This is a genomic window from Aeromonas sp. R2-3, assembly GCF_040908375.1.
Taxonomy (GTDB): Bacteria; Pseudomonadota; Gammaproteobacteria; order Enterobacterales; family Aeromonadaceae; genus Aeromonas; species Aeromonas veronii.
In genome coordinates this window covers 116,833-129,624 of sequence record NZ_JBFODP010000017.1, presented here as the reverse complement: position 1 = coordinate 129,624, position 12,792 = coordinate 116,833, and the positions used below count along the sequence as shown (strand labels likewise).

General features: G+C 58.3%; 14 protein-coding genes. 2 read left to right on the top strand and 12 right to left on the bottom strand.

What is annotated here, in order from left to right:
* Nucleotides 1-70 precede the first annotated feature (70 nt).
* Both AB5Z02_RS06345 and AB5Z02_RS06340 read right to left on the bottom strand, forming a co-directional pair.
* Nucleotides 71-400, bottom strand: a complete 330-nt coding sequence (locus AB5Z02_RS06345) for a hypothetical protein (RefSeq protein ID WP_202002110.1) — start codon at nt 398-400, stop codon at nt 71-73.
* On the bottom strand, nt 397-2,373 hold the full coding sequence (locus AB5Z02_RS06340; RefSeq protein ID WP_231720596.1) for a reprolysin-like metallopeptidase: 1,977 nt from the start codon (nt 2,371-2,373) through the stop codon (nt 397-399). The genes AB5Z02_RS06345 and AB5Z02_RS06340 overlap by 4 nt, the downstream gene beginning before the upstream one ends.
* A 215-nt stretch (nt 2,374-2,588) precedes the next feature.
* Here AB5Z02_RS06340 and AB5Z02_RS06335 point away from each other — a divergent pair, with 215 nt between their 5' ends.
* Nucleotides 2,589-3,800, top strand: a complete 1,212-nt coding sequence (locus AB5Z02_RS06335) for an RsmB/NOP family class I SAM-dependent RNA methyltransferase (protein ID WP_019444742.1) — start codon at nt 2,589-2,591, stop codon at nt 3,798-3,800.
* A gap of 162 nt (nt 3,801-3,962) precedes the next feature.
* Here the strand turns inward: AB5Z02_RS06335 and AB5Z02_RS06330 are convergent, their stop codons facing one another.
* Nucleotides 3,963-4,307, bottom strand: a complete 345-nt coding sequence (locus tag AB5Z02_RS06330) for a Grx4 family monothiol glutaredoxin (protein ID WP_069555635.1) — start codon at nt 4,305-4,307, stop codon at nt 3,963-3,965.
* A gap of 288 nt (nt 4,308-4,595) precedes the next feature.
* Between AB5Z02_RS06330 and sodB the strand changes: the two genes are divergently transcribed.
* Nucleotides 4,596-5,180 (top strand): superoxide dismutase [Fe], encoded by a 585-nt coding sequence (gene sodB, locus AB5Z02_RS06325; protein ID WP_368215592.1) that lies wholly within the window; start codon nt 4,596-4,598, stop codon nt 5,178-5,180.
* A gap of 112 nt (nt 5,181-5,292) precedes the next feature.
* Here sodB and AB5Z02_RS06320 read toward each other — a convergent pair whose 3' ends face one another.
* The 9 genes from AB5Z02_RS06320 to ccmB form a co-directional block, all read right to left on the bottom strand.
* A complete protein-coding gene (locus tag AB5Z02_RS06320) occupies nt 5,293-6,105 on the bottom strand; it encodes a VacJ family lipoprotein (RefSeq protein WP_005334673.1) in 813 nt (270 codons plus the stop codon).
* 85 nt (nt 6,106-6,190) lie between these two features.
* A complete protein-coding gene (ccmI, locus tag AB5Z02_RS06315; RefSeq protein WP_019444735.1) occupies nt 6,191-7,459 on the bottom strand; it encodes a c-type cytochrome biogenesis protein CcmI in 1,269 nt (422 codons plus the stop codon).
* Nucleotides 7,456-7,938 (bottom strand): cytochrome c-type biogenesis protein, encoded by a 483-nt coding sequence (locus AB5Z02_RS06310; RefSeq protein ID WP_368215590.1) that lies wholly within the window; start codon nt 7,936-7,938, stop codon nt 7,456-7,458. Before AB5Z02_RS06310 ends, ccmI begins: the two co-directional genes overlap by 4 nt.
* 11 nt (nt 7,939-7,949) lie before the next feature.
* Nucleotides 7,950-8,480 carry a DsbE family thiol:disulfide interchange protein gene (locus AB5Z02_RS06305; RefSeq protein ID WP_005353655.1) on the bottom strand — a complete coding sequence of 177 codons (531 nt, stop codon included), beginning with the start codon at nt 8,478-8,480 and terminating at the stop codon, nt 7,950-7,952.
* Entirely contained in the window at nt 8,477-10,432 is a 1,956-nt protein-coding gene (locus AB5Z02_RS06300; RefSeq protein WP_231720594.1) for a heme lyase CcmF/NrfE family subunit, read from the bottom strand. Before AB5Z02_RS06300 ends, AB5Z02_RS06305 begins: the two co-directional genes overlap by 4 nt.
* Nucleotides 10,433-10,514: 82 nt before the next feature.
* Complete coding sequence (ccmE, locus tag AB5Z02_RS06295; protein WP_005334685.1) at nt 10,515-11,006, bottom strand: cytochrome c maturation protein CcmE; 492 nt, start codon at nt 11,004-11,006, stop codon at nt 10,515-10,517.
* Nucleotides 11,003-11,209: a heme exporter protein CcmD gene (gene ccmD / locus AB5Z02_RS06290; protein ID WP_100653287.1), complete on the bottom strand. Its 207-nt coding sequence runs from the start codon at nt 11,207-11,209 to the stop codon at nt 11,003-11,005. The genes ccmE and ccmD overlap by 4 nt, the downstream gene beginning before the upstream one ends.
* 2 nt (nt 11,210-11,211) lie before the next feature.
* On the bottom strand, nt 11,212-11,952 hold the full coding sequence (locus tag AB5Z02_RS06285; RefSeq protein WP_005334687.1) for a heme ABC transporter permease: 741 nt from the start codon (nt 11,950-11,952) through the stop codon (nt 11,212-11,214).
* A gap of 170 nt (nt 11,953-12,122) precedes the next feature.
* Nucleotides 12,123-12,791 carry a heme exporter protein CcmB gene (gene ccmB / locus AB5Z02_RS06280; RefSeq protein WP_005353658.1) on the bottom strand — a complete coding sequence of 223 codons (669 nt, stop codon included), beginning with the start codon at nt 12,789-12,791 and terminating at the stop codon, nt 12,123-12,125.
* Between the last annotated feature and the right edge of the window lies 1 nt (nt 12,792).

Here is a 12,792-nt window from a genome sequence, read left to right as displayed (position 1 = left end):
CGCCATTGGCGCCTTCACGGATAGATAGGGGGATGAATATCCCCTCCATTTGGATTGGTTCGTTGGTGTATTACTGCTTGCCAGCGCCCGATGCTATTGGGCAATGAATCACCATACGCTGGTTATACTCGCTGGCGTAAGCGCTCAACTTGGCATATATCTCTTGCTGACCGGGCCTTACCACATCGCCCAATCCATCCAGATAACGCTTGCCACAGCGCGCCTTGGCCTCTGCCTGCTGCTCGGCTGCAATACCGGGGGCGAACTCTCCCCGCCCAGCTATCACTATCAGGCGGTAATCCTGTCTGGCGAGGTTTGCACTCAGCTCCTGTTCCAGCGTGCTGGCATCGGCCTGACAACCGCCGAGCATGACAAGCAGCAACAGAGGGACTCCCTTCATGTGCGCCTCCGTTGCCAGCCGAGCAGCGCCAGAGCCAGCCCCCACAATCCGATCGCCCCACCACCACCGCCGCCACCTGAAGTCGAGCCACCTTGCACCAGAGGCAATTTGAGGGGACTGATGGCAAAGAAGATATTGTCGCTGCATGCCACTTTCAGCCTGACGCTGCTGGTGAGATCGGCAGGCAACGTTACCGTTGCTGCGCCGTTATTGGGTTGTCCGGCGGTGAGCATTGTCCAGCTTACGCCCTCATCCTGGGTCACCGAGATGTCCACCTTGCTGCAACTGATCGGCGCCACAGTTGTGCCCGCCACATCCCATGCTACGGCCTGACTGGCCCCCGGAGTGAGAGTCACCCCGTAAAACGGGTTGGTGATGCGAAATGCCGCACCGGTATTGATCACTTGCACTTTCATGTCATCACTGGCAACGCCACCCTGACCATCACGCACCGTCAGTCTGAAATTGAGATCCCGATTGGTAGTCGGCCAGGCCTCTCCTTTGGCAAGCGTGCCGGAGAGCAGGGATGGCAAACTCGGCAGGATCCGCTCCGGCGATGCCGTGGGAGAGACAAAACGAAACAGCGGCCGGGAGCCATCGTCAATCATGGTGGCGGCACTGCTCGATTCAGTACCCAGATCGATCTGCTCCCAGTTGTAGAGCAGAGAATCATTATCCAGATCTCCACCAGCCCCTTTTAACATAAAGGCCGTATTGGCAGGGATCACATAGTCCCCCCCTGCAGCTGCCTGCGGGGCATTATTGCTCAACGCGAGTGTGGTTCCACAAGTCGATACGGTCGCCATGTGCGCACGCATCTGCTCGATGGACTTGCTATGAAAATAGGGGTCGCTGTGAGTCTGGATATTCTCATCACCACAAATACCGGCATAGGCCATGATGGAGCTGCCACTACCAGGCTCATAGGCTTGACTCGCAACCCGGGTACCAGCACCGCAACTCCCGGTAGTACCGTTGAAGGTATGATCTGCACCAAACTGGTGGCCAATTTCATGAGCCACATAGTCAACGAAGAAGGCATCTCCCACCGGTGTGGGTGAACCCGACATCCCACCAGACTTCTGATTGGTGCAGAGCACTGCCAATCCGGCCAGACCGCCGCCATTGGTATTCAGGACATGGCCGATATCAAAATTACCGAGCTGCATATTGGTAAAGTAATAAGCCTGTACCCCGATATTGGTCTGCGCATCCGAATTATCATTGGCAAACAAGTCGCTGGCCGGATCGGTAAAGATCAGGTTGTCATTGCCACTGGCCAGCACGAATTCGGCGCCCACATCCCGTTGATAGACCTGATTGACGCGGTTGAGCAAGGTCGCAATCGCCGCCATGGTAAGCGCTCTGGAACCACCGTGGTATTGGGTAAATTCTCCTGTCGCCGAAATGGCAATGACGTAGCGCTTGCGAACATTGCCATCCACTTGCACCTTGCGCACCAGTTTGCTGAGCTTGGGCCCTATCACTTCATCTGCCGCCTCTTCCAATCGACTATGGGCATCCTGTTGGTAATAGACGGCGTAGCCTTCGGCATTGCTGAGCGGATCGACAAACACCATCCTGCCCTGATGGCTGAACATGGCGTGGAAACCTTGCGGCCCCAGATCGAAGCGCCCTGTCTCTATCGGATGCGCCGGGTTGTGACCCTTGAAGGTGCGGATCTGCGGATACTTGGCGGCAAGATCTGCAGGCAGCAAGTCGTAGGCTTCCAGAGCAAAGGTGACCTCCCCCCCATCGGGCAGCGGCAGGGTCAGCTCACTCGCCCCGGCTTGCAGCCCGGCAAAATAGTCGAGCGGCACCTTGGCCACCCGAAACTGATTGGCCCGCACCTCATAACCTTGCTCCGCAGTCGCTCTGGCGGCTACCGTACTCCACTCGCTGGCCATCAGGCTGGTTGACCCCAACAAACTGGCCACCAACAAGGCCAACGAACACTTACTGGTCACATGCATCTTTGTCATCCTTGTAGTCATGCACTTTTTTGAACCATTACCGGCATCATTATCCCGCCGAATCAAAAAGCCCGGCGCCACTGTTTCAGCCACTCACCCATGGGGAGTGTTGCGCCAACCCCGTCTAACCCCTATCATTGCGCGGATTTGTCAATTTTAGAACTGCTCCTCTTCACAAAGGTGCGGTTCATCTTTATCTGGCCAAGGTTAATCTCATGCTCAAATCCCCACTGTTGCCCCGTTTCGGGGATCTGGTCGTTGCCATTGTTGACGATGTGCTCGGTCAGGGTCTTACCCTCGACCGCGCCTATGCCCGTCACTTCTCCGGCATCGAACTCAAACCGCAAGAACAGGCAAGGATTGCCCTGGTCACCGGCGACCTGCTGCGCCGTCTCAGCCTCTATTGTTTCCTCACCGGTATTCAGGTGCGTCAGGCCGAAAAGAATGTCTGGCCACTGCTGCACAGCTGGCACGCATTCCACAAAATTGCCCAGCCCAACCACCCGACCCTGGATCGCTTCAATGAAGAAGCATTCCGCCGCCGTCTGACCGAGGCGAAGAAGAACCCGGTATTGATGGATGGTTGCCCGAGCTGGCTGGAGAAACTGGGTAGCGAGCAGCTGGGTGAAGTCTGGCCTGCCGAGCGTGCCGCCCTGGCCTGGATGCCCAAGCGCTACCTGCGGGTCAACACCCTCAAGTGCACCCGTGATGAACTGCAAGCCATGCTGGCCAAAGAGCAGGTCACCACCATTCCGGTTGAAGGTGTGGAGACTGCCCTGCAGGTCACCTCCGACGCTGCCCTGTTCCGCACCAAGGCCTTTGCCGATGGTTGCTTCGAACAGCAGGACGCAGGCTCCCAGCTGGTTGCTGCTGCGCTGGAAGTTGCCCCAGGCATGCGCGTTATCGACGCCTGCGCCGGTGCCGGTGGCAAGACCCTGCATATCGCCGCCATGATGCAGGGCAAAGGCCGTCTGCTGGCAATGGATGTGGAAGAGTGGAAGCTGGAGAACCTCAAGCAACGCGCTCGTCGCGCCGGTGCCCACAACGTGGAGACCCGGGTCATCACCAGCAGCAAGACCGTCAAGCGCCTCAAAGAGAGCGCCGACCGTGTACTGCTGGACGTGCCCTGCTCCGGTCTGGGCGTACTCAAGCGTAATCCGGATGCCAAGTGGCGTGATACCGCCGAGCGTCTGCCGGTGCTGGTCGCGCTGCAAGAAGAGATCCTGCAGCGTTACAGCCAGATGGTGAAAGTCGGCGGCCTGCTGGTCTATGCAACCTGCTCCATCCTGCCCGAGGAGAACCGCCAGCAGGTGGACAAGTTCCTCGCCGCCAACGAAAACTTCCGTCTGCGTGACGATCACACCGTGAGCCCGTCCGAGACCGGCTTCGACGGCTTCTACATGGCTCGTATCGAACGGATCGCCTGATCTGCCCGATGACCAGATAGAAAAAGCGGCTGCCATTGGCAGCCGCTTTGCTTTGGCTTGCTGACACACTCCCGATGGGGGTGACAGTGTCTACTGCTTGCATCGCCAGCAAATAAAAAAGGGAGCCATAATGGCTCCCTTTTCAGCGATGTGAACACCCGCTTATTCAGCAGCAGCGTCATCCTGCTTGTACTTGGCAGCAGTCTCTTTGATCAGAGCCTGCAACTCGCCAGCCTGGAACATCTCGATCATGATGTCACAGCCACCGATCAGCTCACCTTCAACCCACAGTTGGGGGAAGGTCGGCCAGTTGGCGAATTTTGGCAATTCGGCGCGGATATCCGGATTTTGCAGGATATCAACGTATGCAAACGGCTCGCCGCAGGACATCAGAGCCTGGGAGGCCTGGGCAGAGAAGCCACAGCTGGGTAGCTTGGGGGAGCCCTTCATGTAGATGATGATGGGGTTGTCAGCCAGCTGCTGCTTAATCTTTTCAATAGTTTCCATAGGTGCCTCACTAGAGCGATTTCGGCGGCCATTCTACTGCAATCTTGCCCGAGCACAAACTGACAAAGGGGTGACCCGGCTCGAATTGTGCAAAGAACCCACACAGGATTGATCGCGATCATGGCGCCAATCAAGAGTTGTTAGGCCATCTTTGATACTGCTACAATCCCTTGGCTTTGGGCTACCCAGCCCCATCATTTTAAAAACAACTCTTTTCACATATAGAAAAGAGTACGCAATGTCTTGCAACCGTCGCCTTCGCACGGTCCAGCCAATGGAGAGTAGAAAATGGCATTCGAACTTCCCGCTCTGCCCTATGCAATCAACGCTCTGGAACCGCACATCTCCCAGGAAACTCTGGAATATCACCACGGCAAGCACCACAACACCTACGTGGTCAACCTGAACAATCTGGTGCCGGGTACCGAGTTTGAAGGCAAGTCTCTGGAAGAGATCATCAAGACCTCCAACGGCGGCATCTTTAACAACGCCGCCCAGATCTGGAACCACACCTTCTACTGGCACTGCCTCTCCCCGAATGGCGGTGGCGAGCCGACTGGCGCCCTGGCTGAGGCCATCAACAAGGCATTCGGCTCCTTCGCCGAGTTCAAAGATGCCTTTACCAAATCTGCCATCGGCAACTTCGGTTCCAGCTGGACTTGGCTGGTGAAGAAAGCTGACGGCTCTCTGGCTATCGTCAACACCTCCAACGCTGGCTGCCCGCTGACTGAAGACGGTACCACCCCGCTGCTGACCGTTGACCTGTGGGAGCACGCCTACTACATCGACTTCCGCAACCTGCGTCCGAAGTACATGGAAACCTTCTGGGCTCTGGTTAACTGGGAATTCGTGGCCAAGAATCTGGCTGCCTAATCAGCCTCGCTTGCCAAAACGCCCCGCACTGCGGGGCGTTTTTTTATCTCGATATGGCTGCGAAAATGAATAAGGCGCCCGCAGGCGCCTTTTACATATCGAGATGACCCGCTTACTGGTCCAGCTCGTCCATGTATTCATCCAGATTTGCGTCGTCAGCCTGCTCTTGCTGAGACGCTTTCAGCTCGGTCTGCTTGCCCGTCACCTTGCCCTGGTTATATTGCAGGTAGAAGTCCTTGGTCAGCGCATAAGGATCGAGGGAGTTGTCGATGATCCGCTCCTGATCGATCAGCTTGGCGCGTGTGCCCAAGCCATCCAGCGCCCAGTGTGCGACCTTCATCGGGAAGGTCAACAGGGCATAGGGGAAGTAGAAGCTGTCAATCGCATCACCAACCAGCTCCCGGGTGGTAGTCGGGCCGTAGACAGGCACCATGATATAGGCACCATTACCGATATCGGCCCTGCCCAGCACTGTGTCCATCTCCAGCTTGTTACGCTCGAGGCCTGCATGTTTGGCCACATCGAAGATGCCCAGCAGACCGACCGTGGTGTTGAGGGTAAAGCGCCCCAGGTTGGTGCCCGCCCCCTTCAAATCGCCGGTGATCAGATGGTTCACCATGCTGCTTGGCTCATCAAAGTTGGCAACAAAGTTGGCAATGCCATCCTTCACCCCGACCGGAATGTAGCGGGCATAGGCATGTACCACAGGACGAGCCACATAGGGTTCCAGCACATCATAGTTGACCGCCCACATGGCCCGGTTGGCCCCCTGGAAGGGATCGCGCGGATCGGCCGCCGTACTGGTTGCGCCCGGATTATTCATGCCGGGATTGAGATCCAGACTCTCTGGGCCAGGCTTGGGTGGGCCACCGGCACAGCCAGCCAGCAAGAGGGCTGCCAGTATGGCCCCTGAACGAAGATACATATGATTGTCCTGACGTTTTATTTTGATTTATCAGAAGTATAGATAACCCGGCTCCTATCCAGGAGCCGGGTTATCCAAAGGCATATTAGAGGGCGTGATCGATGCGGATGTCAATCGGAGCAGCAGGGATCTCGGCCGTCTTGACCGGCACGGATACCCCTTCGAAGGCTCCTTCCTTGTTCATCACATTGCCACCGCGCGAGAGACGTGCCTTGAACTGCAGCTCCGGATAGGCCGCCAGTTTGCTACCTTCCATCATGGCATCGCCATCCCCGAGTGACAGGGTAACTGGCAGGGTTGGCCCTGCGATACGCTTCACGGCGATGGGCATGGGCGGCCCATTGGGCACCACGGCAAAGACGAAGAGATGGGCATCTTCCGGCATCTGAATGCCCGCCGCCAACGTGACGTGGATGGGGAATTCCCCCTCCTTCACCGCCAGCGGTTGTCCCTCAACTGCGCCCGCTTTGGCTGCGCCTGAATTCGTCACCTCGATGCCGCGCTGCTTGAGCTGCGCGCGGGCATACTCCATGGAGCGCTCGACCATCACGTAACGGGGGGTACCTTTCTCCATCAGTGGCAACATCGCCTGCCAGCGAGCCAGCGCGGTCTGGAAGTCCTCTTTTTGCAGCGCCATAAAGGCATAGACGGAACGCGCCTCGATATTGTCCGGATCCTGCGCGATAGCAGCCTGCAACAGGGCATCCGCTTGCGCCTCATCCCCCGTCATCATCAGCGCCTGCGCATAGGGCACCGCCACCAGCGATTTCTGGGGGGCAAGCGTGTAGGCCCGCTCCAGCGCCTCGCTGGCCATTTCAGGATCATTGCCATCCAGCGCCAAACGTCCCAGCAGCAGCCAGCCGCGGTAGTCGTTCGGTTCATCCTTGAGGCGGGTACGCAGTGCCAGCGTGAAATCCAGCAGATCCTGCTCGGTCACCTGGGCATCGCGTTCCACCAGAATGCGGTTGCTCAGCTCGCCAAGACGGCTGCTGGCATCTTGCCAGCGACTCACCTCTTGCCAGGAGCCCAACTTGTAGTAGAGCCCCAGACTCACCACCAACAGCACCAGCACACCCGGGATCCAGATCAGACTCTTGCCACTGCGGGCAGTCTGCTCCACATCGGGAATATCATCCAAGAGGCTTCGTTGCAGCTCGACCAGCGAGTCGGACTCCTCAGCCAGGACACCCTGCTCGCGCTCTTCGCCAATCTCCAGCAGCCGCTGGCGATAGAGCTGTTTGTTGAGCGCCGAGCGACTGATGCTCTGTTTGCCTTCACCACGCCACAGCGGCACGACGAGCGCCAGACTCACCAGCACCAGCAAGCCCGCAATCACTATCCAAAAAGCGGTCATTGTTTCTCTTCCTCTTTGAGCAGCTCGGCCAGTCGGCGCTGCTCCTCCTCGCTCAAGGCGTTATCCAGTTGTTTTTTCACCGCAGGGGGCCGGCGGCTGCGCATCACGACCACGGCGCCACCGATCAGGATCACCAGCAGCGGGCCGAGCCAGAGGATCAGGGTGGAGGCCATCAAGGGCGGGTTATAGAGGATAAAGTTGCCGTAGCGGGCCACCATGTAATCCACTATCTCCTCTTTATCCTTGCCCTCGCGCACCATCTGGTAGGTCTTGTCGCGCAAGTCCTTGGCCAGCCCCGCATTGGAGTCGGCGATATCCTGGTTCTGACACTTGGGGCAACGCAGCTCCTTGGTCAGTTCGCGAAAGACCTGCTCCTGATTGTCGTTGTCGAAGGTGTAGACATCGATAGCGGCCATGGCGGGTGCTTGCACCACCCATCCCAGCAACAGCAGCAGCAGGGAAGCAATAAATACTCTCATCAGTACTCCCCTCACTTCATGGCATCAAAGATGGGTTTGAGGGTCGACGCCCAGTTCTCGGGGTTGATATCCCCCACGTGGCGATACCGGATGATCCCCTTGCTGTCGATAAAGAAGGTCTCCGGCGCGCCATATACCCCGAGATCCAGCCCCAGCATGCCGTCCGGATCATAGAGGTTGACCTGATAGGGGTTGCCTAGCTCCGCCAGCCATTTGATCGCCTTGTCGCGCTCATCCTTGTAGTTCATGCCGATGATGGGAATACCCTGCCCCGCCAGCTGTTTGAGGTAGGTGTGCTCGCCATAGCAGGTCGGGCACCAGGTGGCCCAGACGTTGAGCAGCATGGGGCGACCGGTCAGGATACTGCGATCGTGCTGCTTGTTCAGATCGTAAATGTCCTGCAGGGTGAACACCGGCACCTCTTTGCCCACCATCACCGATTCGAGTTTGGTCGGATCGGAGTAGAGTCCCTTGAACAGGAACACAGCCCCCAGCAAAAAGACGATAAAGGGGATTAAAAACAACCAGGTCTTTTTGTTCATGCCTTGACCTCCTCCTCACGACGGCCGAAGCGGTAACGCTTGTCGAGCATCGCCAGCACGCCACCAATGGCCATAAAGACGCCACCGAACCAGATCCAGCGCACGAACGGCTTGTAGTAGATCCGCACCGCCCAGGCACCGTTGTCGAGCTGTTCCCCCAGCGCCGCATAGAGATCGCGGGTGATACCGGCATCAATGGCCGCTTCGGTCATCGGCATCCGGCTCACCTTGTACATCCGCTTCTCGGGCTTGAGCAGGGCGACCTGCTTGCCATTGCGGTGCACTTCCAGAACGCCCTTGAAGCCATCGTAGTTGGGACCGTTCTTCTCCTTGATCCCGGCAAAGACGAACTCGTAATCGGCAAAGTGCACCCGATCACCCGCCTGCATTCGCAGATCCTTCTCGATGCTGTAATTCTGGGTGCAGGCGATACCTATGATGCTGACTGCCAGCCCCACATGGCCGAGGATCATGGCCCAGTGGCTGTTGCCAAGCTTGCGCACACCGACTGCAAAGCTGTGCTTGTGGGTCGCTCGCGCCCAGGTCTCCTGCACGCTGGTGACGATGATCCAGGCGCCCAGACCAATCCCTACCGCCGCCCACGGCTTGAAGGTTTCGGCAAAGAGCAGCGGCAACAGCAAGGCTGCGGCCAGACTCAGCACCAGTGCCACAACCACCTTGTTTTTGAGTTCCCCCAGCTCCTGACGACGCCAGCGAAACAGCGGGCCAACCCCCAGCAGCAGGGCAAACGGGATGATCAGCCAGCTGTAGATGTGGTTGAAGAAGGGAGTACCGATGGAAATGCTCCCCAGCCCCAGCTCCTTGTGCACCAGCGGCAGCAAGGTACCGAGCAGAACGGTCAGCAGACCCGCCACCAGCATGATGTTGTTGCAAAGCAGCAGGGTCTCGCGGCTCCACAGCTCGTGTTTGCCGTGGCTCTTCACCTGCGAGCCTTTGAAGGCAAACAGCAGCAAGGATGAGCCGATCACCGCCAGCAGGAAGCCGAGAATAAACAGACCGCGGGTCGGGTCGGAGGCAAACGCATGGACCGACACCAGCACGCCGGAGCGCACCAGGAAGGTACCCAGCAGACTCAGCGAGAAGGCAGATAGGGCCAGCAGCACGGTCCACGCCTTGAAGGTGGCGCGCTTCTCGCTCACCGCCAGCGAGTGAAGCAGAGCAGTACCCGCGAGCCAAGGCATAAACGAGGCGTTTTCTACCGGATCCCAGAACCACCAACCGCCCCAACCGAGCTCGTAGTAGGCCCACCAGGAGCCGAGCACAATGCCCAGGGTCAGGAATACCCAGGCTGCCATGGTCCAGGGGCGCGACCAGCGGGCCCAGGTCGCATCGAGACGGCCGGTCATCAGCGAAGCAATGGCAAAGGCAAACGCCACCGAGAAGCCCACATAACCCATGTAGAGCATCGGCGGATGGAAGATAAGACCCGGATCCTGCAGCAGCGGATTGAGGTCACGACCATCTACCGGGAAATAGGGCAAGGTGCGGGTGAAGGGATCGGAGGTGAACAACACGAAGGCAGTGAAGCCGACCGAGATCAGCCCCAGCACACCGAGTACCCGCGCGACAGCATCGAGCGGCAGACGGCGGCTGAACATGGCTACCGCCGCGGTCCAGCCACCCAGGGTCAGTACCCACAGCAGCAGGGAGCCTTCGTGGGCGCCCCATACGGCGGAAATGCGATAGGCGAGCGGCAGCAGGCTGTTGGAGTTAGTGGCCACATACTGCACGGTGAAGTCGTTATCGATAAAAGCCCAGGTCAGGCAGAGAAACGACAGCAGCAGCAGCAAGAACTGGGCATAGGCGAGCGGACGGGCCGCCGACATCATGCCAAGACGCCCCCAACTGGCGCCCAGTAGTGGGTAGCTCCCCAGCAGCAGGGCGGTGGCAAAGGCCAGGATCAGCGCAAACTGACCTAATTCCGGGATCATGAAGGCATTCCTTTCAATTGAACGGTGACAACAGCCGCACCACGCACGGCAGGCAAAGCGGAAAAGGCAAACACCAGAGGGATCACTGCTTGGCTCCCTTCAACTGCGCCTCGGTATACTCCGGCTTGAAGTGCATACCGTTGGTGGCATCGGCCACTTCCGGCGGCATGTAGTTCTCATCGTGCTTGGCCAGCACCTCGAACGCCTCTACGGTCGTGGCATCCTTGAGGGTGCCCTGGGCAACAATCCCCTGCCCTTCACGGAACAAGTCCGGCAGGATGCCGTCAAACTCGACCTTCACCAGATGACCGCCGTTATCCACCAGCTTGAAGGCAACCTTGAGGCTCTGGGGATCCCGCTGTACCGATCCCGGCACGACCAATCCACCGATGCGCAGGCGCTGCCCCTCTTCCGGCTTGATCTTGTCCGGCCCCTTCCCCTCCACCAGCTCGCTCGGGGTGTAGAAGAGGTCGATATTCTGACTGAGTGCGTAGAGCACCAGCCCGCTGACGGTCGCCAGACCCAGGGTAATGGCAAGAATGATGGTGAGGCGTTTTTTACGTCTCGGGTTCATAGGGTGTTCTCCATCTGCTGGGCCGCCTTGCGACGGGCCTCACGCGCCTGTTTGCTGCGTAACTCGGCGAGCAGGCTGCGGGTTTTCATGCGGGTAGAAATGATGATGCCGACCAGACACACCAGCGTCAGGCCAAATGAGAGCCAGACATAGAAGGCGTAACCGCCCATCGCCAAAAAATCACTGAAAGAGGCAAAGTGCATGCTTACTTCTCCTGCTCTGCAATCTCTTTGACCCAGGGTCGATGCCACTCCCGCATCAGGAGTTCATTGCGAAAACGCATCAGGGTCAGGGCACCGAGAAACGCGGCAAATGCCAGGATCATGATCAGCAGCGGCCAGAGCATCTCGGGTGAAATGGAGGGTTTGTCAAATTTGGTGATGGTGGCCCCCTGATGCAGGGTGTTCCACCACTCCACCGAGTAGTGGATGATCGGCAGGTTGATCACCCCAACCAGTGCCAGAATGCCGGCCGCACGGCCAGCGACCACCTTGTCGCTGAAGGCGTTGTAGAGGGCTATCACGCCGAGGTAGAGAAACAGCAGGATCAGCTCAGAGGTGAGCCGCGCATCCCACACCCACCAGGTTCCCCACATCGGCTTGCCCCAGGCGGCACCAGTAAAGAGGGCAATAAAGGTAAATACGGCGCCGACCGGCGCAATGGCTGCAACCGTCATGTCCGCCATCCGCAGTTGCCACACCAGGCCGATAAAGGCGGCCACCGCCATGGTGGAGTAGGCCCCCATGGAGAGAATGGCGGAAGGCACGTGGATATAGATGATCCGGAACGAATCTCCCTGCTGGTAATCCGCTGGCGCAAACGCGAGGCCCCAGACAGTGCCGATCACAAACGAGAGCAGACTAATCACCGCAAACCAGGGCAACAGTGTGCCTGCCAGCTGATAGGCACGCTCCGGTTTGGCATAAGGGTGCAACCATTTCCACATAGCTCACAAAACCTTTTTGTTATTAATCGTTTGGCGAGGCCTACCATACCGACCGCAGGGCAGCATCAAATACCCCGAAAGCAATAAGCGGCACTCTCCTTGATCCATCGCAACATTATTTTTTGCAAAAAGACTCCGTTCGGAGCCAAATCCGGTTCAGCTCACGGCCATCAGTTGAGGCTGACCCGCAACGCCGCCGACACAGCCAGCGGCGTCAGTGTCAAAGCTCCCACCAGCATGGCGGCCAGAATGGCAAGCTGCCCGCCATAGGGCAAGCTCATCCCCGCGGCATCGATGGCTGAGGTGGCAAAAATCAGTACCGGGATATAGAGCGGCAGGATCAGCAGACTGAGCAATACCCCCCCTTTGCGCAATCCCACCGTCAACGCGACCCCGACCGCGCCGAGCAGACTCAATACAGGAGTGCCAAGTGCCAGCGTCGCGACGACAGCCAGATAGGTGTTCATATCCAGCGACAGCAAAATCGCCAGCAAGGGAGAGATCAGCAGCAGCGGCAATCCGGTCAGCAGCCAGTGAGCGACCACTTTCGCCAGCGCCAGCAAGCCCAGCGGGTGCGGCATCAGCATCATCTGCTCCAGCGCGCCATCGGCAAAGTCGTCGCGAAACAGTCGCTCCAGCGACAGCATGGCCGCCAATAGCGCCGCCACCCAGATAATCCCCGGGGCAATACGGGCCAGCAGTTTGGGCTCCGGGCCAATCCCTAACGGAAACAGGGTGATGACGATGAGGAAAAACCAGAGCGGGTTGAGAATATCGGAACGCTGGCGCAGAGCCATCAGCAGTTCACGGTGAATAAGGTGCATAACAGCGCGCAACATG

Bases quoted from the DNA above. Each gene is read 5' to 3' on its own strand.
- AB5Z02_RS06345 (WP_202002110.1), bottom strand. From the start codon at position 400: ATGAAGGGAGTCCCTCTGTTGCTGCTTGTCATGCTCGGCGGTTGTCAG.
- AB5Z02_RS06340 (WP_231720596.1), bottom strand. From the start codon at position 2,373: ATGCATGTGACCAGTAAGTGTTCGTTGGCCTTGTTGGTGGCCAGTTTG.
- AB5Z02_RS06335 (WP_019444742.1), top strand. From the start codon at position 2,589: ATGCTCAAATCCCCACTGTTGCCCCGTTTCGGGGATCTGGTCGTTGCC.
- AB5Z02_RS06330 (WP_069555635.1), bottom strand. From the start codon at position 4,307: ATGGAAACTATTGAAAAGATTAAGCAGCAGCTGGCTGACAACCCCATC.
- sodB (WP_368215592.1), top strand. From the start codon at position 4,596: ATGGCATTCGAACTTCCCGCTCTGCCCTATGCAATCAACGCTCTGGAA.
- AB5Z02_RS06320 (WP_005334673.1), bottom strand. From the start codon at position 6,105: ATGTATCTTCGTTCAGGGGCCATACTGGCAGCCCTCTTGCTGGCTGGC.
- ccmI (WP_019444735.1), bottom strand. From the start codon at position 7,459: ATGACCGCTTTTTGGATAGTGATTGCGGGCTTGCTGGTGCTGGTGAGT.
- AB5Z02_RS06310 (WP_368215590.1), bottom strand. From the start codon at position 7,938: ATGAGAGTATTTATTGCTTCCCTGCTGCTGCTGTTGCTGGGATGGGTG.
- AB5Z02_RS06305 (WP_005353655.1), bottom strand. From the start codon at position 8,480: ATGAACAAAAAGACCTGGTTGTTTTTAATCCCCTTTATCGTCTTTTTG.
- AB5Z02_RS06300 (WP_231720594.1), bottom strand. From the start codon at position 10,432: ATGATCCCGGAATTAGGTCAGTTTGCGCTGATCCTGGCCTTTGCCACC.
- ccmE (WP_005334685.1), bottom strand. From the start codon at position 11,006: ATGAACCCGAGACGTAAAAAACGCCTCACCATCATTCTTGCCATTACC.
- ccmD (WP_100653287.1), bottom strand. From the start codon at position 11,209: ATGCACTTTGCCTCTTTCAGTGATTTTTTGGCGATGGGCGGTTACGCC.
- AB5Z02_RS06285 (WP_005334687.1), bottom strand. From the start codon at position 11,952: ATGTGGAAATGGTTGCACCCTTATGCCAAACCGGAGCGTGCCTATCAG.
- ccmB (WP_005353658.1), bottom strand. From the start codon at position 12,791: ATGTTGCGCGCTGTTATGCACCTTATTCACCGTGAACTGCTGATGGCT.